This is a genomic window from Nocardioides sp. SLBN-35, from assembly GCF_006715725.1.
Classification (GTDB): domain Bacteria; phylum Actinomycetota; class Actinomycetes; order Propionibacteriales; family Nocardioidaceae; genus Nocardioides.
Genome location: NZ_VFNU01000001.1, coordinates 4,300,008 through 4,321,784, shown reverse-complemented (window position 1 = coordinate 4,321,784; position 21,777 = coordinate 4,300,008). Strand labels below are relative to the sequence as shown.

The window sequence follows — 21,777 nt, the reverse complement described above, 5'->3', positions numbered from 1 at the left end:
TGCAAGAATGGCGGCCATGACGCGCGTCGTGATCGTCGGTGGGGGACCCGGTGGCTACGAGTCGGCCCTGGTGGCCGCCCAGCTCGGGGCGGAGGTCGTCGTCGTGGACTCCGACGGGGTCGGCGGGTCGGCGGTGCTGACCGACTGCGTGCCGAGCAAGACCCTGATCGCGACCGCCGAGGTGATGACCGACTTCCTCGAAGCCGGCGAGCTCGGCATCGACGTCGCCGCGCCGCGGGTCGACCTGGCCCGGGTCAACGACCGGGTCAAGGCGCTCGCGCTCGCGCAGTCCGCCGACATCGAGAGCCGGCTGGCCCGTGAGGGCGTCACCGTCGTCCACGGCCGGGGCCGCCTCGACGGCCCGTCGCGGGTGGTGGCGACGCTCGCCGACGGCACCGAGGCGACGTACGACGCCGACGCGGTGCTCGTCGCGACCGGCGCCACGCCGCGGGTGCTGGAGACCGCGCAGCCCGACGGCGAGCGGATCCTGACGTGGGAGCAGGTCTACGACCTCGCCGAGATGCCCGAGCACGTGATCGTGGTCGGCTCCGGTGTGACCGGTGCGGAGTTCGCCAGCGCCTACCAGTCGCTCGGCATCCCGGTCACCCTCGTGTCCTCGCGTGACCGCGTGCTGCCCGGCGAGGACCAGGACGCCGCGCAGGTGCTCGAGGACGTGCTGACCCGGCGCGGCATGACCGTTCTCGGGCGGTCCCGGATGCAGTCGGTGACCCGCTCCGGCGACGCGGTGACCGTGACCCTGCAGGACGGTCGCGAGGTGACCGGATCGCACTGCATCCTCGCCCTCGGCTCGGTCCCCAACACCGAGGGGATCGGCCTGGAGTCGGCCGGCGTCACGCTCGACGACGGCGGGTTCGTCAAGGTCGACCGGGTCTCGCGGACCTCCGCGCCCGGGGTGTACGCCGCCGGCGACTGCACCGGGGTGTTCATGCTGGCCTCGGTCGCCGCCATGCAGGGCCGGATCGCGATGGCCCACGTGCTCGGCGACGCGGTCCAGCCGCTCGACCTCGGCGTGGTCGCGTCCAACGTCTTCACGTCCCCGGAGATCGCCACCGTCGGCGTCACCCAGAAGCAGGTCGACGCGGGCGAGGTGCTCGCCGAGGTGGTCATGCAGCCGCTCGCCACGAACCCGCGCGCCAAGATGCAGGGCATCGTCGACGGCTTCGTGAAGCTGTTCGTCGCCCCCGGCTCGCGCAGCCTGCTCGGCGGTGTCGTCGTCGGGCCCCGCGCCTCCGAGCTGATCCACCCCGTCGCGCTCGCCGTGACCGAGCGGCTCACCGCCGACCAGCTCGCCCAGACGTTCACCGTCTACCCGTCGATCAGCGGCTCGATCGCCGAGGCCGCCCGCCGCCTGCACCAGGTCTGAGACCTGAGACAATCGCTGCCATGCGCGTTCACCTCGGCTGCGACCACGCCGGCCTCGAGCTCAAGTCCCACCTCACCGGCTGGCTGACCGAGCACGGCTACGAGCCGGTCGACCACGGCCCGTTCGTCTACGACGCGCTCGACGACTACCCGGTCTTCTGCCTGCGCGCTGCCGAGGGCGTGCGCGCCGACCGCGAGCAGGGCCTCGACAGCCTCGGCGTGGTCATCGGCGGCTCCGGCAACGGCGAGCAGATCGCCGCCAACAAGGTGAAGGGCATCCGGGCGGCCCTCGCCTGGTCGGAGGAGACCGCCACCCTGGCGCGCGAGCACAACGACGCCTGGGTGGTCGCCGTCGGCGGCCGGATGCACACCCTCGACGAGATGACCCGTCTCGTCGAGGTCTTCCTGACCACCCCGTTCCCCGGCGACGAGCGCCACGTGCGCCGCATCGGCCAGCTGTCGTCGTACGAGACCACCGGGGATCTCCCGCCGCTGCCCGAGTCGGCTCTCGGGCACCAGGACTGATGCCCGAGGGTCATACCCTCCATCGCCTCGCCGGCGAGCTGACCGCGGTCTTCGGGGGGAGCCGCGTCCAGGTCGGGAGCCCTCAGGGCCGCTTCGCCGAGTCCGCCGCGCAGCTCGACGGCGCCCTGCTCGTCGACGCCGACGCCTGGGGCAAGCAGCTGTTCATCCAGTTCGAGGGTGAGCGGTTCGTCCACGTCCACCTCGGGCTCTACGGCACCTTCGACGTGCACGCCGGCGTCGACGAGATCCCGGCGCCCGTCGGGCAGGTCCGCCTGCGGCTGACCCGCCCCGGTGCATACGCCGACCTGCGGGGCGCGACGACCTGCGCGCTCGTCACGGCTGCCGAGCGCGCGGCGGTGGTCGCGAAGGCCGGCCCGGACCCGCTGCGCGACGACGCCGACCCCGAGCGGGCCTGGGCCCGGATCTCTCGGAGCAGCGCACCGATCGGCACCCTGCTGATGGACCAGACCGTGCTGGCCGGCGTCGGGAACGTCTACCGCGCCGAGGTGCTCTTCCGGCACCGCATCCACCCGTTGCGGCCCGGTCGCACGCTTCGTCGTACGCAATGGGGGGCGATCTGGGACGATCTGGTGGTGCTGATGGGGGAGGGAGTGCTCACCGGGCGGATCGACACCGTCCGTCCCGAGCACACCCCGGAGGCGATGGGTCGCCCGCCGCGGGTCGACGACCACGGCGGCGAGGTCTACGTCTACCGCCGCACCGGCCAGTCCTGCCACGTGTGCCAGGGCAAGGTCCGCACCGAGGTCCTGGGCGGCCGCAACCTGTTCTGGTGCCCGCGCTGCCAGCCGGTGTTCCGGTCCAGGGCGGGTCGATGATCCGCGGCCGGCGCTGGGCGGGCTCCGACGTCGGGCTGGCCTGCGTCCTGGCGCTGCTCACCTCGGCGGTCGTCGTCGGCATCGGGTGGAACCCGGACGACGTCCCCATCAACCTGGTCTTCCTGCCGCTGGTGCTCGGCATCCTGTTCCTCAGCAACCGGGTGCTGCGCTGGTTCGCGGCGTTCATCATGGTGGCCCTCAGCTCTGCGGCCGTGCTGCAGGACACCTACCCGGTGCGCATCGTCGTCGCGCTGGTCGTGATGTACGGGGTCTCGGTCCTCGTGATCGTGCTGTCCCTGCGGCGCGACCACGTCGGCGTCGGCCCCATGCGGGGGCAGTCGATGTTGGTCGACCTGCGCGACCGGATCCTGGCCCAGGGCGAGATCCCGCAGCTCCCCCGGGAGTGGCTGGTCCAGTCGGCGCTGTCGTCGGCCGGCGGCTCGCCGTTCGCCGGCGACTTCGTCGTCGCCACCGCGAGCGACCGCGGCCGGCGGATGGAGCTGGTCGTGGTCGACGTGTCCGGCAAGGGCGAGGCGGCCGGCACCCGGGCGCTCCAGCTGTCCGGTGCGATGGGCGGGCTGGTGGCCGCGCTGCCGCCCGACCGGTTCTTCCCGGCCGCCAACGACTACCTCCTCCAGCGCGCCTGGGAGGAGGGCTTCGCGACCGCCGTCCACGTCTCGGTCGACCTGCGCACCGGAGACTTCGAGCTGCGCTCGGCCGGGCACCCGCCGGCCGTGCAGCGCGAGGCCGGCTCGGGCCGCTGGAAGCTGCTCCGGCCCGAGGGGCCGGTCCTCGGCATCGTCGACGACGCCGACTTCAGCTGCCACCGTGGCCGGCTCGCGCCGGGCGACAGCCTGCTGCTCTACACCGACGGCATGGTCGAGGAGCCGCGCCGCGACATCGACCTCGGCATCGACCACATGATGGGAGAGGCCGAGTCGCTGCTGCGCGGGTCGTGGGAGGGGCTGGCCCGTCGCCTGGTCGCCGCGGTCGGCTCACCGGACGACGACCGGGCGCTGCTGGTGGTCCACCGGCGCCCCTGAGTTGGGGTCGTCACCCTGCCGTGTGGCACGATTGCGCGTGGTCTCAAGCCGGGCGCGAGCACGGCCGTGACCTCCGGGGATGTAGCTCAATGGTAGAGCCTCAGTCTTCCAAACTGATTACGCGGGTTCGATTCCCGTCATCCCCTCGAAGTGCGGTCCGTCCACCCGAGCGACGGGCCGTTCCGCGGGGCGTAGCGTAGTGGCTAGCGCGCCTGCTTTGGGAGCAGGAGACCGCAGGTTCGAGTCCTGTCGCCCCGACAGATCGCCCCGATCGGCGGGCCCTCGTGGCCCGTGCACCATCCCCAGACCAGTAGGAGAACACCTGTGAAGAGCGCCGTCGAGACCTTGAGCCCGACCCGGGCCAAGCTGACCGTCGAGGTGCCCTTCGAGGAGCTCAAGCCGAGCCTCGACGCGGCGTACCAGAAGATCGCGAAGCAGATCAACGTCCCCGGCTTCCGCCGTGGCAAGGTCCCGCCGCAGGTCATCGACCGCCAGGTCGGCCGCGGCGTGGTCCTCGACGAGGCCGTCAACGACGTGCTGCCGAAGGCGTACGTCGAGGCGCTCCAGGAGAACAACCTCACGCCGCTCGCGCAGCCCGACATCGAGGTCACCAAGTTCGAGGACAACGACGGCCTCGAGTTCACCGCCGAGGTCGACGTGAAGCCTGAGTTCGAGCTCCCGGCGTACGACGGCATCGAGGCCTCCGTCGAGGACCTCGAGGTCTCCGACGAGGACGTCGCCGAGCAGGTCGAGGCCCTGCGTGAGCGCTTCGGCACCCTGATCGACGTCGAGCGCGCGGCGCAGGACGGCGACTTCGTGGTCATCGACCTGGTCGCCACCAACGACGGCGAGGTCGTCGAGGGCGCCGAGATCTCCGGCTTCTCCTACAAGGTCGGCAACGGCGGCATGATCGACGGGCTCGACGAGGCCCTGACCGGCATGGGCGTCGACGAGGAGAAGACCTTCACCACCCAGCTGGTGTCCGGCGACCTGGTGGGCCAGGACGTCGAGGTGGCCGTCAAGGTCACCCAGGTCCAGGAGCAGGAGCTCCCCGAGCTCGACGACGAGTTCGCCCAGGAGGCCTCGGAGTTCGACACCCTCGACGAGCTGCGTGCCGACGTCCGCGAGCGGCTGACCCGCGGCAAGCGCCTCGAGCAGGCCGCCGCCGCCCGCGACGCCGTCCTCGAGGCGCTGCTGGAGAAGGTCGAGATCCCGCTGCCCGACAGCATGGTCACCGAGGAGCTCAACGCGCGCCGCGGCAACCTGGAGCAGCAGCTCGCCATGGCCGGGATGACGCTCGAGAAGTACCTCGAGGACGAGAAGCAGACCCAGGAGGAGTTCGAGGCCGACCTCGAGCGCCGGGTCCGTGACGCCGTCGCCGCCCAGTTCCTCCTCGACGACATCGCCGACAAGGAGGAGATGGGCGTCGACCAGGGCGAGCTGACCCAGCACATGATCCGCCGCGCCCAGCAGTCCGGCCAGGACCCGCAGGAGTTCGTGAACCACATGTTCGAGCACAACCACGTGCCCGAGCTGGTCCAGGAGATCCGCCGCGGCAAGGCGCTGCAGCTGCTCGTCGAGGGCGCGACCGTCAAGGACGCCGCCGGCAACGTCGTCGAGCTCAAGGACCTGCAGGCCGACGGCACCATCGGCGAGCCCGCCGAGGAGACCGCCGAGGCCGCCGAGGAGACCGAGGCCCCGGCCGAGGCCTGATCCGCACGCTCCACCGTCGCACCCGGCATCCGGGTCGCCCTCCTCGCGGAGATGCGACCGGATGGCCGGGTGCGGTGCATTTCGGCTCAGCGCCGGGCCTCGACGAGGTGCCGGGTGGAGTGGGCGACGAAGGGCCCGCCCGTGCGCAGCCGGGCGTCGAGGGCGCGCAACCGGTCGTCGTACCGCTCCACGGTGAAGTCCGGAACCCACCACACGCACTTGCGCAGCAGCCACACGACCGCCCCGATGTCGTCCAGCTCGATGCGGCAGCGCGCCGTGCGCAGGTCGAGCACGGTCAGCCCCGCTGCCTCGGCCGCGGCCCGCTCGGTCCGGGGATCCCGCGCTCGCCGCTCCTCGGGAAGCGGGCCGAGGAACCACTCGATCAGCTCGAACGCCGACGCCGGGCCGACGTGCTGGGCCAGGTAGTGCCCGCCCGGGCGCAGCACGCGGGCGATCTCGGGCCAGTCGGGGGCGACCGGGTGCCGGGCGGTGACCAGGTCGAAGGTGGCGTCCGGGAAGGGGAGCGGTACGCCGGGGTCGACCTCGACGACCTCCACGCCGCGCGGGCCCAGCAGCTCGCGGGCGCGTGCTGCGTTGGGGGCCCAACCCTCCGTCACCACCATTCTCCGGGGGAGTGCCGGCGCCTCGGCGACGACCTCGCCGCCGCCGGTGTCGAGGTCGAGGGCGGCTCCGCTCCCGACGCCCGAGAGGCGCTCTGCCAGCAGCCGTGCGTACCCCCACGACGGCCGCTCCTCGCGCGCGCGGCCCTCGAGCCAGCCGAAGCCCCAGCCACTCACGTCGGCCTGCCGCGCCTCGGTCACCAGCTCCTCGAACGTCCGCACCCGGCCATGGTGGCACCCGGAAGTTGAGTGTACGCATGTGCACTCATTCGGCTAGGCTGCGGGCCATGACCACTGCCCCGACCGTCGTCGACGCCCTGGCCCTGGCCACTGCGGTCCTCGACGACCTGGTCGTGACGACCGCCCGCGACACCCACCAGGCGATCGCCCGCCGCACCCACGGCCTGGTCCGGCGCGGCGTCGGCCCGGCCGCCGTACCGGCCGAGGCACTGCACCGCGGCATCGCCGCGACCGTCTACGGCGCCGTCGGGCTCTCCTTCCGCGGGGCCAGCCTCGGGCTCGCCCGGCTGGGTGCCGCCGGCGTCGGCCCGGCGCTGGAGGACGGGCCGCGCGGCCGGTTCGTCAACGCCGCGGTCAACGGGCTGATCGGCGACGAGATCCGCCGCGACCGGCCGCGCCTGGCGATCGAGATGGGCGTGCGGAGCGGCGGGCGCGACGTACCCCTCACGCCGGCGGACCTCGCGCGCGCCTTCCCGGAGCCCACGGGCCGGATCGTCGTCTTCCTGCACGGCCTGTGCGAGAACGAGGACTACTGGAGGCGGCATCGTGACCGCCTCGGCTCGACGTACGGCGAGTCCCTGGCCGCCCGTGGCTGGACCCCCGTCTACCTGCGCGCCAACACCGGCCTGCCGTTGCGCGAGAACGGCGTCGTGCTCGCCTCGCTCATGCAGCACCTGGTCGACGCCTGGCCCACGGAGGTCACCCGGATCGCGCTCGTCGGGCACTCCCTCGGCGGCCTCATCCTGCGGGCCTCGTCCGCGGTCGTCGCCGAAGGGCAGGGCCCCGCAGCCTGGACCCGGCTGGTCAGCGACGTCGTCACGCTCGGTACGCCGCACCTCGGCTCCTGGTTCGCCGTGGGCGCCGACCACGCGAGCCGCACCCTCGCCCGCGCCCCCGAGGTCGCCGCCTTCGGCCGGATCATCGACCGCCAGGCGCCGGGCATCCACGACCTGATCGAGGGCCTCGCCCACGACGTACCTCCGCTGCCGCACGCCCGCTACCGCCTCGTGTCGGCCACGCTGACGCGCTCCGCGCGCCACCCGGTGGCACAGGCCGTCGGCGATCTGCTGGTCACCCCGCGCTCCGCCGTCGGTCGCGACCGGCGCGGCACCGAGCTGTTCCCCGACGCCGAGGTGCTCCATCTCGGCCGCACCGACCACTTCGGGCTGCTCAACCACCCCGACGTGCACACCGCGTTGGTGCGCTGGCTCGCGTGACATCTCCTCCCGTGGGAGGTGGTGGTAGGCCGACCGGCGACGTCATGATGAGCGCCATGACGACGAACGCCGCGCGCGAGCTGCGCGCCGAGGCCGTGATCGAGGCGCCCGCGGCGCACGTGTGGGCGCTGCTGACCGACTTCGGCCAGCTCGCCGAGTGGAGTCCCGAGACGGTCCGGATGGTGCCGCTCAAGCGCGGCGGCCTGCGCGTGGGCCAGTGGTACCTCGGCATCAACCGGCGCAAGGCCGTCGTGTGGCCGACCCGCTCGGTCGTCGCCGACGTGGCGCCCGGTCAGCGGCTGGTGTGGGACACGCCGTCCAGCGGCGCCCGCTGGATCTGGGAGCTCGAAGCGGACCCCGCCGACCCGGGCCGCACCCGCGTCGTGCACCGGCGCCCCGTCCCCGGCTCGCTGAGCATCGGCAGCCGGATCGTGGCCCCGCTGCTGCTCGGCGGCAACGACTCGCACGCCGACGAGCTCGAGGCCGGCATGGCGACCACGCTCGCCGGCCTCAAGGCCGCGGCCGAGAGGTAGCGTCCGCGTCACCCCAGCCACGGACCAGCCACGCGTAGCCGAGCGTGACGCCGACGCTGCAGGCGAGCCCGAACCAGGTGCCCTCCGTCGCGTCGAGGTCGACCAGACCGACGGCGCCGAAGGCCACCAGTGCGGCGTTGTTGGCGACATGGATGCCGATCGGGGCCTCCAGGCCGCCGGTGCGCCAGGCCAGCCAGCCGGCCGTGAGGGCGAAGACGGTGACGTCGAGCAGTCCGAGCAGGTCGTACTCGTGACCGAGGGTGAACAGCGGCACGGGCAGCACGATGGCGAACGCGGGATGGCGCAGCCACGCCCCGATGGTCTGCATCAGCAGCCCGCGGAAGGCGTACTCCTCCGCGGCAGCCTGGAGCGGCACCACGAGGAGCGCCACCGCGAGCAGCGGTGCTGTGGTGCCGGAGACGGCCAGGTCCTGCCACGTGCCGTCGAGGGTGACGAAGGCCAGCAGGGCGGGTACGACCAGGAGCAGGCCGAGGCCGACGCAGCGGACCAGCAGGACCCTGCGCAGCCTGCCCGTCACCGAGGACAGGGTGCCGGCCCCTCGGCCGCCGGCCAGCCGCACCGCCAGCAGGGCGGCGGGCAGCATCAGGGCGATCGTGGTCAGCATGACCGTCGCGACGAGCGGGTCCGACATCCCGGCGGGCCCGAACAGCCGGTCGACCAGTCCGTCCTGGCCCGGGACGGCGACCTCCACCACGGCCATCGGAACGATCGCCAGCATCGTCCCGGCGAGGAACAGGACGCCCGCGAGTGCCACCACGGCCAGGGGGCGCCACCACCGGTGGCGGGGTGTGCTGCGGGCCAGCCGGTGGAAGTCCCGTTCGTGGACGGTGTCCGGGACAGGGGCAGTCGTGATCGTCATGGCTCCACGCTCCCCGTCGGCCCCTCTCGACCGCATCGGGCGCGGGGCCGGGCCCGGGCACCGAAGGTCGGGGCGCGCTCATCCCTTCGGTTGATCCGCCCGCCCTGCTCTCGCTCTAGGCTCACGGCATGATCGGGCAGGCTCGGGGCGAGTACGACGCACCCCTCGTGGCGCGACGGCGCTCTCGGACGCTGCTGGTCGCGGTGTGCGCCGTTCTGGGCCTGCTCGAGGCCGCGATCACCATCGGAGGCGTCCTCGAGCGGCCCGACCCTCCGCCGGACGACCTGGTCGCCCTGTGGCTGCTGGCCGAGCTCGCCGCGGGCTGCGCCGCGGCGTACCTGCTGGCACGGGTCCTCGTCGAACGCTCACGGGCGGCCGGCCTGGTGCTGGCCCTGCTGGCTCCGCTCGGCGCGGCGACGCCGGCCGCAGTGGTGGCGGTGGTCCTCCTCGTGTCCCTCCGCTCGTGGCGCCTCGGGGCGGGGGCGGTCGCGGCGTTCGTCGTCCCCTGCTCGGCGAGCATCCTCGTCGTCGGGCGGGACCGGGTCGGCCTGCTCGGTGTGCTGGCGGGGGCGGTGGTGGTGATGGTGCTCGTCGGCCTCGTGGTCGGCGCGCGGCGCGAGCTCGCCGAGCAGGCCCACCGGGAGCGCGAGCTCGTCGTCGAGCAGGCGCGGAGCCACGAGCGGGCCCGGATCGCCGGCGAGATGCACGACACGCTCAGCCACCACCTCAGCCTGATCGCGCTGCATGCGGGGGCTCTCGGGCGTCGCGACGACCTCCCGGCGGACACCGTGCGCTCCAGCAGTCGGCTGGTCGCGGACCTCTCCCGCACCGCGCACGCTGAGCTGCGCGAGGTGCTCGGCGTGTTGCACCGGGACGAGGCGCCCTGCGCCGTACCGCCGGCCGGAGCCGCGCTCCTCCCGGAGCTGGTCGAGCAGCACCGGGCGGCCGGGGCACAGGTGCGGGCCGCGTTGGACCCGGCCGTGGTCGCCGACCCCGACGGACGTCTGTCCGAGACGACCTCCCGGCTGCTGCACCGGGTGGTGCGTGAGCTTCTCGCCAACGCCGCCCGCCACGCGCCCGGCGAGCCTGTCGAGCTCGACGTGACCGGTGGCGAGCGGGTGCAGGTCCGCTGCCGCAACCGGGTGGCGGCCCGCGCCGATCGCGCCGCTGCGGGTCTGGGCCTGGAGGGGATCGCGGAGCGGGTTCGTCTCGCCGACGGCCGGCATCGCGCGGGCCTCGTGGACGGGAGGTTCGTCGTGGAGGTCAGCGTCCCGTGGTGAGGGTCGTGATCGTCGACGACGAGCCGCTCGTGCGCGCCGGCCTGCGGCTGGTCCTCGATCCCGCCCGTGGCATCGAGATCGTCGGCGAGGCCGGCGACGGCGTCACCGCCCTCCGGGTGGTCCGCGAGGTCGACCCGGACGTGGTCCTGATGGACGTCCGGATGCCCGGCGGCGACGGGATCGAGGCGGTCGGCCGGATCCGGGCCGCCGGGCTGCGCTGCCGGGTCATCATGCTGACCGCCTTCGACACCGACGGGTTCGTCCTCGGCGCCCTGAGGGCCGGGGCCGACGGCTTCCTGCTCAAGGCCGAGGACCCCGAGCTGATCGAGCAGGCGGTGCTCGGCGCCGACGACGGGGCCGCCGTGATGTCGGCGGGGGTCCTGCGCCGGCTGGTCGCGCTGGCGGCGGAGCCGGTCGCGCCGGCCGGGGCACCTGCGGAGGTCACCGAGCGCGAGTGGGAGGTCGCCCGGCTCGTGGCGCGTGGGTGCTCCAACGCGGAGATCTCGTCGTCGCTCCACCTGAGCCTGGCCACGGTCAAGACCCACGTCGGCAGCCTGTTCGCCAAGCTGGGCCTCGACAACCGGGTCCAGCTCGCGATCCTCGTGCTCGAGCGGGAGTCCGGCCGGGTCAGCCCGGGAAGCCGGTGAAGCCCACGATCGTCGAGGCCCCGACGAGCCACACGGCGCTGGGGGAGACGTACGGGCCGCCGGGCGAGACCCCGTCGTCGTACCCCTCCTCGCCGATCGCGCTGACGTCCTTCTCCCACGCCACCTCTCCGGAGGTGCGGTCCAGGGCCTGCACGACCCACGAGGTCGCGTAGTCGCTCGCGACCTGGACGAAGGCGTCGGGGGTCTCGGTCGGGGCGACGTCGGTGCCCGGGCCGGACCACAGCGTCTTGCCGGTCCCGGCGTCGAGGTAGGTCGTCTGCATCTTCCCGGCCTTCGCGTCGAAGCCGGTCACCGCGACCTGCTTCCGGTCGGCGGTCCAGCGCCAGCCGGCCAGGTCGTCGCCGAGGTCGGCCCGCTCCCAGACCGCCTTGCCGGTGGTAACGTCGTAGAGCGTCGCGCCGACGCCGACCCGGCCCTCGGTGGTCGTCAGCCGCTGGTCCTGGGTGTCCCACGGCTGGCCCTCGAGCTGCAGCAGCACCTCGTCGCCGAGGAGCACCTCGAGCTTGTCGTTGCCGAAGCCGCGGCGCACGGTCCACGGCCGCTCGAGGAACGAGCCCTTGCCGAGCGGGGTGCTGCCGAGCACCTTGCCGCTGGCCCGGTCGAGCTCGAACTGGGTGGCGTCCGGCTGCCCGGACGGCGTCTCCTTCCAGGCCGCGACCGACACGTCGTCGCCGCTCAGGTCGAGCGCGGGGGAGCCGGACCCGAACCCGGCGAGCTCGGCGGCGCCCGCGGGGCCGCCGGGCCACACGCTCTTCAGCGTGGTCGCGTCGAGCGCCGCGACCGCGAACGGTGGCGGGTAGGCGGTCTCGTCGGCGCCCGCGGGCGTCACGACGACGTAGAGGACGCCGTCGTCGAGGACGGGCGTGGTGCCCGGGGCGACGGTGACCTCGGCCCCGGCGCCTGACCCGCCGGTCTCGGCGTTCACCCGGACCAGGGCGTTGCCCCGGGTGCAGTAGAGCGCGGCGTGGTCGGGTGTCCAGCAGCCGCCGTAGTCCTCGCCCTTCCACAGCACCTTCCCGGCGCCGGACACGCCGACCAGCAGCGAGGCGGCGGCCCCGTCGTCACCCTTGCCCTGGTCGGTGATCGCGGCCACCAGGACGTCGCCCACCACCACGCCACCCGGCTGCGGGACCTCGTCGTCGCCCGCCGGCGCCAGCGGCGCGAACCGGCCGCCCGGCAGCACCGTGTCGGCGCGCAGCTCCCAGGTCGTCGCCGGCTCGTGGAGCACGGCGGCCGCGGCCGTCGTACGGTCACCGTCGTCGGGCCCCTCCGGTCCGCCCTCGTCGGCGTCGCAGGCGGCCAGGCCGAGGCCCGCCAGGAGCGTGACGGCGGCGACGAGCCGGCCGGTGGATGGAGCCGCGGGCATGGGACCTCCTGGAGCGCGTGGGGCAGTCGGCTTCCCGGCAGGCTACCGGTGGGGTACGACGACCGGGCGCCGCGAATCTGCTGTCGGCGAACAGCGGTGTCGAACGCGTGGTTCTGCCTCCCGGTCCGGCTAGGGTCACTCGCGTGACTCAGAATCTTCCCGGTGGCGCTCACCACGCAGCGCGCGGTCATGAGATGAACCCGCAGATGAACGGGGGAGCGGGGATCAGCTTCCTCGACGACAACATCTACAGCCGGCTGCTCCGCGAGCGGATCGTGTTCCTCGGCTCCGAGGTGCGCGACCAGAACGCGAACGCGATCTGCGCCCAGCTGCTGCTGCTGTCGGCCGAGGACCCCGAGGCGGACATCTTCCTGCACATCAACAGCCCCGGTGGCTCCGTGGACGCCGGCATGGCCATCTACGACACCATGAACTACATCCCCAACGACGTCGCGACCGTCGGCATGGGCCTGGCCGCCTCGATGGGCCAGTTCCTGCTGTGCGCCGGCGCCAAGGGCAAGCGCTACGCCCTGCCGCACGCGCGGATCATGATGCACCAGCCCTCCTCGGGCATGGGAGGCTCCGCCTCCGACATCAAGATCCAGGCGCAGCAGTCGCTCCACATCAAGAAGGTGCTGCTCGACCTCATCGCCGACCACACCGGCCAGAGCGTTGAGCAGGTCACCGAGGACGCCGACCGCGACCGCTGGTTCACCGCCCAGGAGGCGCTGGAGTACGGCCTGGTCGACAAGGTCGTCAAGAGTGCCAAGGAAGCCGTCGACGAGGGCCGTCCGGCTCACAAGAAGGACTGAGTGATCACGCCATGAACTACTACATCCCGCAGTGGGAAGAGCGCACGTCCTACGGCTTCCGCCGGATCGACCCCTACGCCAAGCTGTTCGAGGACCGCATCATCTACCTCGGCACGCCGATCTCCGACGACGTCGCCAACGCCGTCATCGCCCAGCTGCTGTGCCTGCAGTCGATGAACCCCGACCAGGACATCAGCATCTACATCAACAGCCCCGGCGGCTCCTTCACCGCGCTGACCGCCATCTACGACACGATCCAGTTCATCAAGCCGGACGTGCAGACGGTGTGCATCGGCCAGGCGGCCTCGGCCGCGGCGATCCTCCTCGCTGCGGGCGCCAAGGGCAAGCGCCTCGCCCTGCCCAACAGCCGGATCCTGATCCACCAGCCCTACACCGAGGGCACGTTCGGCCAGACCTCGGACATCGAGATCCAGGCCAACGAGATCCTGCGCATGCGCGAGCTCCTCGAGAAGATGATCAGCGACCACTCGGGCAAGTCCGTCGAGGACGTCAGCCGCGACATCGAGCGCGACAAGATCCTCACCGCCCAGGGTGCGATCGAGTACGGCCTGATCGACGCCGTGCTCGAGTCCCTCAAGAAGACCCCGGCCCTCGCCTGAGCCGCGGCTCAGACGAGAACGAACAAGACCGATGAGCATCCCGACGTACCCCTCGTGTCACGCTCCCGCCGGAGCGTGGCAGGGGGTACCGTCGGGTAGTTCGATTGTGAGGAGGACCCGTGGCACGCATCGGTGACGGTGGCGACCTGTTGAAGTGCTCGTTCTGCGGCAAGAGCCAGAAGCAGGTCAAGAAGCTCATCGCTGGTCCGGGTGTCTACATCTGTGACGAGTGCATCGACCTGTGCAACGAGATCATCGAGGAGGAGCTCGCCGAGGGCTCCGAGGTCGAGCTCGCTGACCTGCCGAAGCCCAAGGAGATCTTCGAGTTCCTGAACTCCTACGTCATCGGGCAGGAGCAGGCCAAGAAGTCCCTCGCGGTCGCGGTCTACAACCACTACAAGCGCGTCCAGGCCGGGGTGCAGCCCATCTCCGGCAAGCACAGCAAGGACGAGGTCGTCGAGGTGGCCAAGTCCAACATCCTCGTCATCGGCCCGACCGGCTGCGGCAAGACCTACCTCGCCCAGACGCTGGCCCGGATGCTCAACGTCCCGTTCGCGATCGCCGACGCCACGGCGCTGACCGAGGCGGGCTACGTCGGCGAGGACGTCGAGAACATCCTCCTCAAGCTGATCCAGGCCGCCGACTACGACGTCAAGAAGGCCGAGACCGGCATCATCTACATCGACGAGATCGACAAGGTGGCCCGCAAGGCCGAGAACCCCTCGATCACGCGCGACGTCTCCGGTGAGGGCGTCCAGCAGGCGCTGCTGAAGATCATCGAGGGCACCACCGCCTCGGTGCCCCCGCAGGGTGGCCGCAAGCACCCGCACCAGGAGTTCATCCAGATCGACACCACCAACATCCTGTTCGTGGTGGGCGGTGCGTTCGCCGGCCTCGAGCACATCATCGAGCAGCGGGTCGGCAAGAAGTCCCTGGGCTTCACCGCCGAGCCGCGCGGCGAGGCCGAGCGCGCCGCCGACGACCTGCTCGCCCAGGTCCGCCCCGAGGACCTCACCAAGTTCGGCCTGATCCCCGAGTTCATCGGCCGCCTGCCGCTGATCGCGAGCGTCAGCCCGCTCGACCAGGACGCCCTGGTCCAGATCCTCACCGAGCCGCGCAACGCCTTGGTGAAGCAGTACAAGAAGCTCTTCGAGCTCGACGGCGTCGAGCTGGAGTTCACCGACGACGCCATCGGCGCGATCGCCGACAAGGCCCTCGAGCGCGGCACCGGCGCCCGCGGCCTGCGCGCGATCATCGAGGAGGTCCTCCTCCACGTCATGTACGACGTCCCCAGCCGCGGCGACGTCGAGAAGGTCGTGGTGACCAAGGAGGTCGTCGACGACGAGGTCGCGCCGACGCTGGTGCTGCGCGAGTCCAAGAAGAAGAAGTCGGCCTGATCCCGGGGACCGGCTGACCGGTCCGTATCGGTTCCCCGACTTCGGGAACCGACCAGGCATGACTGTTCATCCACCGACCACCGACTCCCGAGGGGCCGGGGCGCTGACGACCGGCCAGCTCGTCGCCCGGATCTCCGAAGACGTGCGCGAGCTGGTGCGCGACGAGCTGCGCCTGGCCCGTGTGGAGACGACCGAGAAGGCCAACGGGCTCGGGATCGGCGCCGGGATGCTCGGCGCCGCCGGCCTGTTGGCCCTGTACGGCGTCGGCGTGCTGCTCGCCACCGCGATCCTCGCGCTGGCGCTCGCCCTCCCGGCCTGGCTGGCCGGACTGGTCGTGGGCGTGGCCCTGCTCGCGGTCGCCGGCGTGGTCGCCCTCGTCGGGCGCAAGCGCGTCGCGGCCGCGACCCCGCCGGTCCCCGAGCGGGCGCTGGCCGGCGTCCGCGAGGACGTCGCGGCGATCAGGCACCCGCGATGAGCGGCCACCGGGCCGCCGCGGACGGTGCCGGCGTCGAGGAGCTCGAGCGGACCATCGAGCACACCCGCGCGGAGCTCGCCGGCGACGTCGACGTCCTGGTCGCGCGGCTCGCCAGGCGCTCGCGCGGGGTCGCGATCGGCGTCGCCGCAGTGGTGTCGCTCGCGGCGGCTGCGGTCGTGCTGCGGCGCCGGGGAGGCCGGCGATGACGCACGAGAAGCGGACCAGCCGCTCGGCCAAGCTGCTCTACCGCCCGTGGGGGCTCGCCGGCAGCCTCCTCGGCGGGCTCATCGCGGGCCAGGTCTTCCAACAGGTGTGGAAGCGGGTCGACCCGCAGGCGACCGACGATCCGCCCAAGCCGTTGCAGTCGGAGTACCGGCTGCGCAAGATCCTGGTCGCGGCGATGGTGCAGGGAGCGATCTTCTCGGCCGTCCGGGCGCTCATCGACCGCGGCGGTGCGCGCGCCTTCGAGCGCTGGACGGGGGAGTGGCCGGGCGACTGAGCCCGGACCGGACCTACTCCTTCGGAGCCTCCGGCTCCTCCTCCGCGATCTCGGCGGTGACGCTCAGCTCGGTGGCGTCCTCGGCGACCGTGAAGACCAGCTCACCGACCACGTTGCCGCTGCGGCGCAGGTCCTCGGCAGCCTTCTCGGCGGCCTCGACCAGGCGTGCGGGACCGCTGACCTCGACCCGGGCGAGCGGTGCGCGCATCTTGACCTTGGCGGCCGACTTGGCGCCGCGGATGCCGGACAGGGCGGCCGCGACGGCGTCGATCAGGGAGCCGTCGGAGGCGGCGGGGGAGCCGAGCTCGGTGACGCTCGGCCAGGCGGCGGTGTGCACCGAGCCCTCCTGCCACCACGACCAGACCTCCTCGGTGACATAGGGGAGGAAGGGCGCGAGCAGCCGGAGCTGGACCTGCAGGGCGAGGGCGAGGGTGGCTCGGGCGGAGGACGAGGCGTCGCCGTCGCCGGCGTACGCGCGCTCCTTGACCAGCTCGAGGTAGTCGTCGCAGAACTCCCAGAAGAACTTCTCGCTGACCTCGAGCGCGGTGGTGTAGTCGTAGGCCTCGAACGCCTCGGTGGCGCGGCGGACGACGCCGCCGAGGCGGCCGAGCAGCGCGGTGTCGACCGGCTGGCTGACCGCGGCGGCGCTGAACGTGGTCGCGCCGACGCTGCCGAGCACGAACTTCGAGGCGTTGAGGACCTTCATCGCCAGCCGGCGGCCGACCTTCATCTGGGTCTCGTCGAACGGCGAGTCCAGGCCGGGGCGGGCGATGGCCGCACGCCAGCGGACCGCGTCGGCGCCGTACTTGTCGAGGATCTCGTTGGGGACCACGACATTGCCCTTGGACTTCGACATCTTCTTGCGGTCGGGGTCGACGATGAAGCCCGAGATCATCGCGTGCGACCACGGGGCGACGTGGTTCTCGAAGTGCGCGCGCACGACGCGGGAGAACAGCCAGGTGCGGATGATGTCGTGGGCCTGGGTGGCCAGGTCCATCGGGAACACCCGCGACCACAGGTCGGGGTCGGACTCCCAGCCGCCCGCGATGTGCGGGGTCAGGGACGAGGTGGCCCAGGTGTCCATCACGTCGGGGTCGCCGATGAAGCCGCCCGGCTTGCCGCGCTGCTCCTCGGTGTAGCCGGTCGGCGCCTGGGTCGACGGGTCGATCGGCAGATCGGCCTCGGTCGGCAGGAGGAGCCGCGTGTAGTCGGGCTCGCCCTCGGCGTCGAGGGGGTACCAGACCGGGAACGGGATGCCGAAGAAGCGCTGGCGTGAGATCAGCCAGTCACCGTTGAGGCCGCCCACCCAGTTGTCGAAGCGGTGCTTCATGTGCGGCGGCAGCCAGTCGATCTCCGAGCCGCGCTCGAGCATCTGCTTGCGGATCCCGGCGTCGCGGCCGCCGTTGCGGATGTACCACTGGCGGGTGGAGACGATCTCGAGCGGCTTGTCGCCCTTCTCGTAGAAGTTCGCCATCCGCTGCGTCGGCTTCGGGTCGCCGTCGAGGTCACCGGACTCCTTGAGCTTGGCGACCATCGCCTCGCGGGCGGAGTGGACGGTCTTGCCCTGGAGGTCCTCGTACGCCGTCGAGGCCTGCTCCGAGGAGAGCCACTCGGGCGTCTCGCGGGTCAGCCGGCCGTCGCGGCCGATGACGGTGCGCACCGGCAGCTGCAGCTCGCGCCACCACTGGACGTCGGTGAGGTCACCGAAGGTGCAGCACATCGCGATGCCGGCGCCCTTGTCCTTCTCGGCGGCGGCATGGGCCAGCACGGGGATCTCGACGCCGAAGACCGGCGAGGTGACCGTCGTACCGAAGAGGTCCTGGTAGCGCTCGTCGTCGGGGTGCGCGATCAGCGCGACCACCGACGGGATCAGCTCGGGCCGGGTGGTCTCGATGTAAACAGGCTTGCCCGGCGAGCCGTCGGGCTGCGCAGGGGAATGGAAGGCGACCCGGTGGTAGGCGCCGGCGTAGTCACGCGCCTCCAGCTCGGCCTGCGCGACCGCGGTCTGGAAGGTGACGTCCCACAGCGTCGGCGCCTCCTGGAGGTAGGCCTCGCCGCGGGCCAGGTTGCGCAGGAACGCGCGCTGGCTGACGGTCTGCGCCTTGGTGCCGATCGTGGTGTAGGTCGTGTTCCAGTCGACGCTGAGGCCCAGGGTGCGCCACAGGTCCTCGAAGACCTTCTCGTCCTGCTCGACCAGCTGCTCGCACAGCGCGATGAAGTTGGGCCGGCTGATCGGGACCTGGCGCTTCGGGTCCGGCTTCTCGGGCGGGGTGAAGTCGGCGTCGTAGGGCAGCGACGGGTCGCACCGCACGCCGAAGTAGTTCTGCACGCGGCGCTCGGTGGGCAGGCCGTTGTCGTCCCAGCCCATCGGGTAGAAGACGGACTTGCCCTGCATCCGCTGGAAGCGGGCGATCAGGTCGGTGTGGGTGTAGGAGAAGACGTGCCCGACGTGCAGGCTGCCGCTGACGGTCGGCGGCGGGGTGTCGATCGCGTAGACGTTCTCGCGCGGCTGGGTGCGGTCGAAGCCGTAGGTGTCGGCGTCCTTCCAGCGCTGCGCCCACTTCTCCTCGAGCCCCTCCAGCGCGGGCTTGTCCGGTACGACGACGGCGCCGTCGGGCGCGTCGGTCGGGTCCGGGGTCTGCGTGCTGTCGGGCTCGGTCATGGTCGAAGCCTATTGCGCACCGCGGCCGCGGCTTCAACCGGCGGCTACTCTCGGACGATGCGCCTGTTCCCGCGAACCGTCACCACTCTCGCTGCCGGTCTGGCCCTCGGGCTCGCCGTCCCGCCGGCGCATGCGTCCGCGCCCGCCGCGGGCCCTGACACGGTCACGTTGACCGGCACGGGCTGGGGGCATGGCCGAGGGCTCTCGCAGTATGGCGCGCAGGCCCGTGCCAACGCCGGACAGCCGGCCGCGGCCATCCTCGACTTCTACTACCCGGGCACGGCGACCGGCGTCGGTGGCGGCTCGGTCAAGGTGCTGATCACCGCCGACACCTCGAGCAACGTCGTGGTCCAGCACCGGTCGCGGCTCAAGGTCCGCAGCCTGGCCACCGGGAAGGCGTGGAAGCTGCGCAAGCGTGGCGCGAAGCGCTGGAAGCTGACCGCGCACGGCGCCGACACGAAGCTGTCGGTGAAGACCAAGCGCTGGCACAAGGTCCGGATCATCCCGGGGCAGGCCGAGTTCCAGGGCAAGGGCGGCACCCTGCGGCTCTACGTGCCCGGCGGGGCCGCCGACTACCGCGGCAAGATCCGCTCCGTCGTGCCGGCCAACGGGCAGGGCCGCGACACCGTCAACGTGGTGAGCGTGGAGAAGTACCTGCGCGGCGTGGTGCCCGCCGAGATGCCCGCGAAGTGGAACCCGCAGGCGGTCCAGGCGCAGGCCGTGGCTGCCCGCACGTACGCGATCTTCGAGCGCGACACCGAGGACCACGGTCCGTTCGACGTGTACGACACCACCCAGTCGCAGGTCTATCGAGGCATCGCCGTCGAGCAGCCCGAGTCGAACGCCGCCATCGCGGCCACGGCCGGGCAGATCCGGACGTACGGTGGGTTGCCCGCGTACACGCAGTTCTCCTCGAGCAACGGTGGCTGGACCGCTGGCGGTGGCGAGCCCTACCTGGCGGCAGCACCTGACCCCTATGACCCGAAGACATCATGGACGGCCGTGGTTCCCGCGTCCTCGATCGAAACTGCGTTCCCCAAGGTCGGGGACTTCCAGTCGCTCCAGCTGACGCTGGATACGCCCAGCGGCGGTCACGTGGCGAGTGTCCGGATCGTGGGTCCCGGGGGAGTGTTCGTGGACGTCGACGGAGAGGTCTTCCGCAGTCGCCTGGGCCTCAGGTCGACGATGTTCGCTCAGACGGCCTGACGACCGGCGCTCGCCCGGCCCGCAGGAACCCCCGCAGCAACAGCCCGGCGACCAGCGCCCAGAACGCGGCGCCGATCCCGAGCACGGTCACACCGGAGGCCGCGACCACCAACGTCGCGGCCGCGGGCTCGCGCTCGGCCGGGTCGGCGAGCCCCTCGGCGAGCGCGGCGCCGAGGGTGCCCAGCAGGGCCAGTCCGGCTGCCGCCTGCATCACCCCGTCCGCCGCTGCGGCGACGAGCGTGGCGAGCGCCGTACTGGCCACGGCGAGCACGAGGTAGGCGACCGACGCGCTGACCGCGGCGATCCAGCGCCGCCGCGGGTCCGGGCCGGCGGTGGGGCCGGCGGACAGGGCCGCGCTGATCGCGGCGAGGTTGATCGCGTGCCCGCCGGTGGGAGCGCCGGCGACGGTGCCGATCCCCGTGACGGCGAGCGACTCGCGCCAGGGGACCCGGTAGCCGAAGCCGCTCATCACCGCGACGCCCGGCACGTTCTGCGAGGCCATCGTGACGACGTACAGCGGCAGTGCGATGCCGACCAGTGCGGACAGCGACCAGGTGGGCGTGGTCCAGGCCAGGTGCGGGGCGAGGTCGGCGGCGTCGATCCGCGCGGTGGCGAGCACGGTCCCGAGGGCCACGAGGAGGGCGCCCGGCACCGCCCAGCGAGGGGCGAGTCGGAGCAGGACCAGCCAGGTCATGACGAGCGGGGCGACGGCGGCGGGGGAGTCGACCAGGGCAGTGACCGGCGCGATGCACAGCGGTAGCAGGACGCCGGCCAGCATCGCGCGGGCCAGGCTGTGCGGGATGGCTGCGACGAGGTCGCCGACCTTCGGCACGAGCGCGGTCAGCACGATCAGCACGCCGGTCGCGACGAACGCGCCGACGGCGGCCGACCAGCCGCCGGTGACGCCGGTGGAGGTCGCGAGCAGCGCGGCACCCGGGGTGGACCAGGCGAGGGTGACCGGGATCCGGTGCCGCAGCGAGAGCCACAGCATGCCGAGCGACTGGGTCACCAACAGCGTGGCGAGACCGGACGCGGCCTGCGCGGGGGTGGCGCCGACCGCGACCAGGCCGGCGAGCACCACGACGAACGAGCTGCTGAACCCGACCAGGGCCGTGACGACGCCCGCCATCACGGGACCGTGAGTAGTCTCCTCGGACACGCCGCCTCCTCCGGGAACACCGGTGCGGCGTTCTGTATACGGAACACTCTAGGCGGTGGGCGGCGATGGCGCGAGAGGTCGGCGCCCGGATCCGGGCGCTGCGCGAGGCGCGGGGCCTGTCGCTGTCCGCCCTGGCCGCCCAGGCCGGGATCGGGAAGGGCTCGCTGTCCGAGCTCGAGACCGGTCGGCGCAACCCCACGCTCGACACGCTGTATGCCGTCGCGGCGCCGCTCGGCGTACCGCTGGCGGCGCTCGTCGACGACCATGACGGCGCCGTGCTCGCCCACGGCGGCATGGTCACCACCCGGGTCCGGGTGGTGCGCGAGCCCGGCCGCACCACGGAGGTCTACCTGATCCGGCTCGCCCCGGGTGCTGAGCGGATCTCCCCGGCGCACTCCGGCGGCGTCGAGGAGCAGCTCGTCGTCCTGGAGGGCGTGGGCGAGGTCGAGCACGGCGGCCGGGTGCTCGCCGTCGGCCCGGGCGACCACGTGAGGTTCGCCGCCGACGTGCCGCACGCCTACCGGGCCGGTCCCGACGCGCCGCTGGAGGCGGTCAACGTGATCGTCACGCCCGGCTGACATCCCCCGAACCGTTCAATCGAACGGTTCGGGGGAGTTGGTGCTACAACAAGCGGCTCAAACCG

At 72.4% G+C, this 21,777-nt stretch carries 22 protein-coding genes and 2 tRNA genes; 19 read left to right on the top strand and 5 right to left on the bottom strand.

Annotated elements, in window-relative coordinates; translation table 11 throughout:
- Positions 1-16 precede the first annotated feature (16 nt).
- The 7 genes from FBY23_RS20880 to tig all read left to right on the top strand — a co-directional run bounded on the left by FBY23_RS20880 (position 17) and on the right by tig (position 5,500).
- The gene (locus tag FBY23_RS20880) at positions 17-1,384 is read left to right on the top strand and encodes an NAD(P)H-quinone dehydrogenase (protein ID WP_141799897.1); all 1,368 of its coding nucleotides are present in this window, start codon (positions 17-19) and stop codon (positions 1,382-1,384) included.
- A gap of 20 nt (positions 1,385-1,404) precedes the next feature.
- Positions 1,405-1,908, top strand: a complete 504-nt coding sequence (locus FBY23_RS20875) for a ribose-5-phosphate isomerase (protein ID WP_141799896.1) — start codon at positions 1,405-1,407, stop codon at positions 1,906-1,908.
- Positions 1,908-2,744: an Fpg/Nei family DNA glycosylase gene (locus FBY23_RS20870; protein WP_141799895.1), complete on the top strand. Its 837-nt coding sequence runs from the start codon at positions 1,908-1,910 to the stop codon at positions 2,742-2,744. Before FBY23_RS20875 ends, FBY23_RS20870 begins: the two co-directional genes overlap by 1 nt.
- Positions 2,699-3,787 (top strand): PP2C family protein-serine/threonine phosphatase, encoded by a 1,089-nt coding sequence (locus tag FBY23_RS20865; RefSeq protein ID WP_141799894.1) that lies wholly within the window; start codon positions 2,699-2,701, stop codon positions 3,785-3,787. The genes FBY23_RS20870 and FBY23_RS20865 overlap by 46 nt, the downstream gene beginning before the upstream one ends.
- A gap of 75 nt (positions 3,788-3,862) precedes the next feature.
- Positions 3,863-3,933, top strand: a tRNA-Gly gene (locus FBY23_RS20860).
- A 39-nt stretch (positions 3,934-3,972) separates the two neighbouring features.
- Positions 3,973-4,045 (top strand) — tRNA-Pro (locus FBY23_RS20855).
- Positions 4,046-4,111: 66 nt separating this feature from the next.
- The gene (tig, locus tag FBY23_RS20850; RefSeq protein WP_141799893.1) at positions 4,112-5,500 is read left to right on the top strand and encodes a trigger factor; all 1,389 of its coding nucleotides are present in this window, start codon (positions 4,112-4,114) and stop codon (positions 5,498-5,500) included.
- An 86-nt stretch (positions 5,501-5,586) separates the two neighbouring features.
- Here the strand turns inward: tig and FBY23_RS20845 are convergent, their stop codons facing one another.
- Entirely contained in the window at positions 5,587-6,342 is a 756-nt protein-coding gene (locus tag FBY23_RS20845) for a class I SAM-dependent methyltransferase (RefSeq protein ID WP_141799892.1), read from the bottom strand.
- 65 nt (positions 6,343-6,407) lie between these two features.
- Between FBY23_RS20845 and FBY23_RS20840 the strand changes: the two genes are divergently transcribed.
- Both FBY23_RS20840 and FBY23_RS20835 read left to right on the top strand, forming a co-directional pair.
- Entirely contained in the window at positions 6,408-7,577 is a 1,170-nt protein-coding gene (locus tag FBY23_RS20840) for an alpha/beta hydrolase (protein ID WP_141799891.1), read from the top strand.
- Positions 7,578-7,633: 56 nt separating this feature from the next.
- Positions 7,634-8,110, top strand: coding sequence for an SRPBCC family protein (locus tag FBY23_RS20835; RefSeq protein ID WP_160158317.1), 477 nt, complete (start codon positions 7,634-7,636; stop codon positions 8,108-8,110).
- On the opposite strand, the gene FBY23_RS20830 is transcribed toward FBY23_RS20835, so the two are convergent.
- Positions 8,088-8,990 (bottom strand): CPBP family intramembrane glutamic endopeptidase, encoded by a 903-nt coding sequence (locus FBY23_RS20830; protein WP_160158316.1) that lies wholly within the window; start codon positions 8,988-8,990, stop codon positions 8,088-8,090. The genes FBY23_RS20835 and FBY23_RS20830 overlap by 23 nt on opposite strands.
- Before the next feature lie 128 nt (positions 8,991-9,118).
- Between FBY23_RS20830 and FBY23_RS20825 the strand changes: the two genes are divergently transcribed.
- Together FBY23_RS20825 and FBY23_RS20820 are read left to right on the top strand one after the other, a co-directional pair.
- A complete protein-coding gene (locus FBY23_RS20825) occupies positions 9,119-10,270 on the top strand; it encodes a sensor histidine kinase (RefSeq protein WP_141799888.1) in 1,152 nt (383 codons plus the stop codon).
- Positions 10,267-10,917, top strand: coding sequence for a response regulator transcription factor (locus tag FBY23_RS20820; protein ID WP_313901101.1), 651 nt, complete (start codon positions 10,267-10,269; stop codon positions 10,915-10,917). The genes FBY23_RS20825 and FBY23_RS20820 overlap by 4 nt, the downstream gene beginning before the upstream one ends.
- On the opposite strand, the gene FBY23_RS20815 is transcribed toward FBY23_RS20820, so the two are convergent.
- Entirely contained in the window at positions 10,898-12,304 is a 1,407-nt protein-coding gene (locus FBY23_RS20815) for a hypothetical protein (protein WP_141799886.1), read from the bottom strand. The genes FBY23_RS20820 and FBY23_RS20815 overlap by 20 nt on opposite strands.
- Before the next feature lie 206 nt (positions 12,305-12,510).
- Here FBY23_RS20815 and FBY23_RS20810 point away from each other — a divergent pair, with 206 nt between their 5' ends.
- From FBY23_RS20810 to FBY23_RS20785, 6 genes are all read left to right on the top strand, one after another.
- Positions 12,511-13,116, top strand: a complete 606-nt coding sequence (locus FBY23_RS20810) for an ATP-dependent Clp protease proteolytic subunit (protein ID WP_246319106.1) — start codon at positions 12,511-12,513, stop codon at positions 13,114-13,116.
- Positions 13,117-13,127: 11 nt separating this feature from the next.
- Complete coding sequence (locus FBY23_RS20805) at positions 13,128-13,736, top strand: ATP-dependent Clp protease proteolytic subunit (protein ID WP_141799885.1); 609 nt, start codon at positions 13,128-13,130, stop codon at positions 13,734-13,736.
- A gap of 119 nt (positions 13,737-13,855) precedes the next feature.
- Positions 13,856-15,133 carry an ATP-dependent Clp protease ATP-binding subunit ClpX gene (clpX, locus tag FBY23_RS20800; protein ID WP_141799884.1) on the top strand — a complete coding sequence of 426 codons (1,278 nt, stop codon included), beginning with the start codon at positions 13,856-13,858 and terminating at the stop codon, positions 15,131-15,133.
- A 58-nt stretch (positions 15,134-15,191) separates the two neighbouring features.
- Entirely contained in the window at positions 15,192-15,608 is a 417-nt protein-coding gene (locus FBY23_RS20795) for a phage holin family protein (protein WP_141799883.1), read from the top strand.
- Positions 15,605-15,814 (top strand): DUF3618 domain-containing protein, encoded by a 210-nt coding sequence (locus FBY23_RS20790; RefSeq protein WP_141799882.1) that lies wholly within the window; start codon positions 15,605-15,607, stop codon positions 15,812-15,814. Before FBY23_RS20795 ends, FBY23_RS20790 begins: the two co-directional genes overlap by 4 nt.
- Positions 15,811-16,107, top strand: a complete 297-nt coding sequence (locus FBY23_RS20785; protein WP_141799881.1) for a DUF4235 domain-containing protein — start codon at positions 15,811-15,813, stop codon at positions 16,105-16,107. Before FBY23_RS20790 ends, FBY23_RS20785 begins: the two co-directional genes overlap by 4 nt.
- 13 nt (positions 16,108-16,120) lie before the next feature.
- Here the strand turns inward: FBY23_RS20785 and valS are convergent, their stop codons facing one another.
- Positions 16,121-18,769, bottom strand: a complete 2,649-nt coding sequence (gene valS / locus FBY23_RS20780; protein ID WP_141799880.1) for a valine--tRNA ligase — start codon at positions 18,767-18,769, stop codon at positions 16,121-16,123.
- Positions 18,770-18,826: 57 nt separating this feature from the next.
- Here valS and FBY23_RS20775 point away from each other — a divergent pair, with 57 nt between their 5' ends.
- Complete coding sequence (locus FBY23_RS20775; RefSeq protein ID WP_141799879.1) at positions 18,827-19,975, top strand: SpoIID/LytB domain-containing protein; 1,149 nt, start codon at positions 18,827-18,829, stop codon at positions 19,973-19,975.
- On the opposite strand, the gene FBY23_RS20770 is transcribed toward FBY23_RS20775, so the two are convergent.
- The gene (locus FBY23_RS20770; protein ID WP_260806113.1) at positions 19,944-21,134 is read right to left on the bottom strand and encodes a benzoate/H(+) symporter BenE family transporter; all 1,191 of its coding nucleotides are present in this window, start codon (positions 21,132-21,134) and stop codon (positions 19,944-19,946) included. The two genes, FBY23_RS20775 and FBY23_RS20770, sit on opposite strands and share 32 nt — an antisense overlap.
- A gap of 65 nt (positions 21,135-21,199) precedes the next feature.
- Between FBY23_RS20770 and FBY23_RS20765 the strand changes: the two genes are divergently transcribed.
- Positions 21,200-21,712 carry a helix-turn-helix domain-containing protein gene (locus tag FBY23_RS20765; RefSeq protein WP_141799878.1) on the top strand — a complete coding sequence of 171 codons (513 nt, stop codon included), beginning with the start codon at positions 21,200-21,202 and terminating at the stop codon, positions 21,710-21,712.
- Positions 21,713-21,777 lie beyond the last annotated feature (65 nt).

Coding starts and splice junctions, on each gene's coding strand:
- FBY23_RS20880 (WP_141799897.1), top strand. CDS start 17: ATGACGCGCGTCGTGATCGTCGGTGGGGGACCCGGTGGCTACGAGTCG.
- FBY23_RS20875 (WP_141799896.1), top strand. CDS start 1,405: ATGCGCGTTCACCTCGGCTGCGACCACGCCGGCCTCGAGCTCAAGTCC.
- FBY23_RS20870 (WP_141799895.1), top strand. CDS start 1,908: ATGCCCGAGGGTCATACCCTCCATCGCCTCGCCGGCGAGCTGACCGCG.
- FBY23_RS20840 (WP_141799891.1), top strand. CDS start 6,408: ATGACCACTGCCCCGACCGTCGTCGACGCCCTGGCCCTGGCCACTGCG.
- FBY23_RS20835 (WP_160158317.1), top strand. CDS start 7,634: ATGACGACGAACGCCGCGCGCGAGCTGCGCGCCGAGGCCGTGATCGAG.
- FBY23_RS20830 (WP_160158316.1), bottom strand. CDS start 8,990: ATGACGATCACGACTGCCCCTGTCCCGGACACCGTCCACGAACGGGAC.
- FBY23_RS20825 (WP_141799888.1), top strand. CDS start 9,119: ATGATCGGGCAGGCTCGGGGCGAGTACGACGCACCCCTCGTGGCGCGA.
- FBY23_RS20815 (WP_141799886.1), bottom strand. CDS start 12,304: ATGCCCGCGGCTCCATCCACCGGCCGGCTCGTCGCCGCCGTCACGCTC.
- FBY23_RS20810 (WP_246319106.1), top strand. CDS start 12,511: ATGAACGGGGGAGCGGGGATCAGCTTCCTCGACGACAACATCTACAGC.
- FBY23_RS20805 (WP_141799885.1), top strand. CDS start 13,128: ATGAACTACTACATCCCGCAGTGGGAAGAGCGCACGTCCTACGGCTTC.
- FBY23_RS20795 (WP_141799883.1), top strand. CDS start 15,192: ATGACTGTTCATCCACCGACCACCGACTCCCGAGGGGCCGGGGCGCTG.
- FBY23_RS20790 (WP_141799882.1), top strand. CDS start 15,605: ATGAGCGGCCACCGGGCCGCCGCGGACGGTGCCGGCGTCGAGGAGCTC.
- FBY23_RS20785 (WP_141799881.1), top strand. CDS start 15,811: ATGACGCACGAGAAGCGGACCAGCCGCTCGGCCAAGCTGCTCTACCGC.
- valS (WP_141799880.1), bottom strand. CDS start 18,769: ATGACCGAGCCCGACAGCACGCAGACCCCGGACCCGACCGACGCGCCC.
- FBY23_RS20775 (WP_141799879.1), top strand. CDS start 18,827: ATGCGCCTGTTCCCGCGAACCGTCACCACTCTCGCTGCCGGTCTGGCC.
- FBY23_RS20765 (WP_141799878.1), top strand. CDS start 21,200: ATGGCGCGAGAGGTCGGCGCCCGGATCCGGGCGCTGCGCGAGGCGCGG.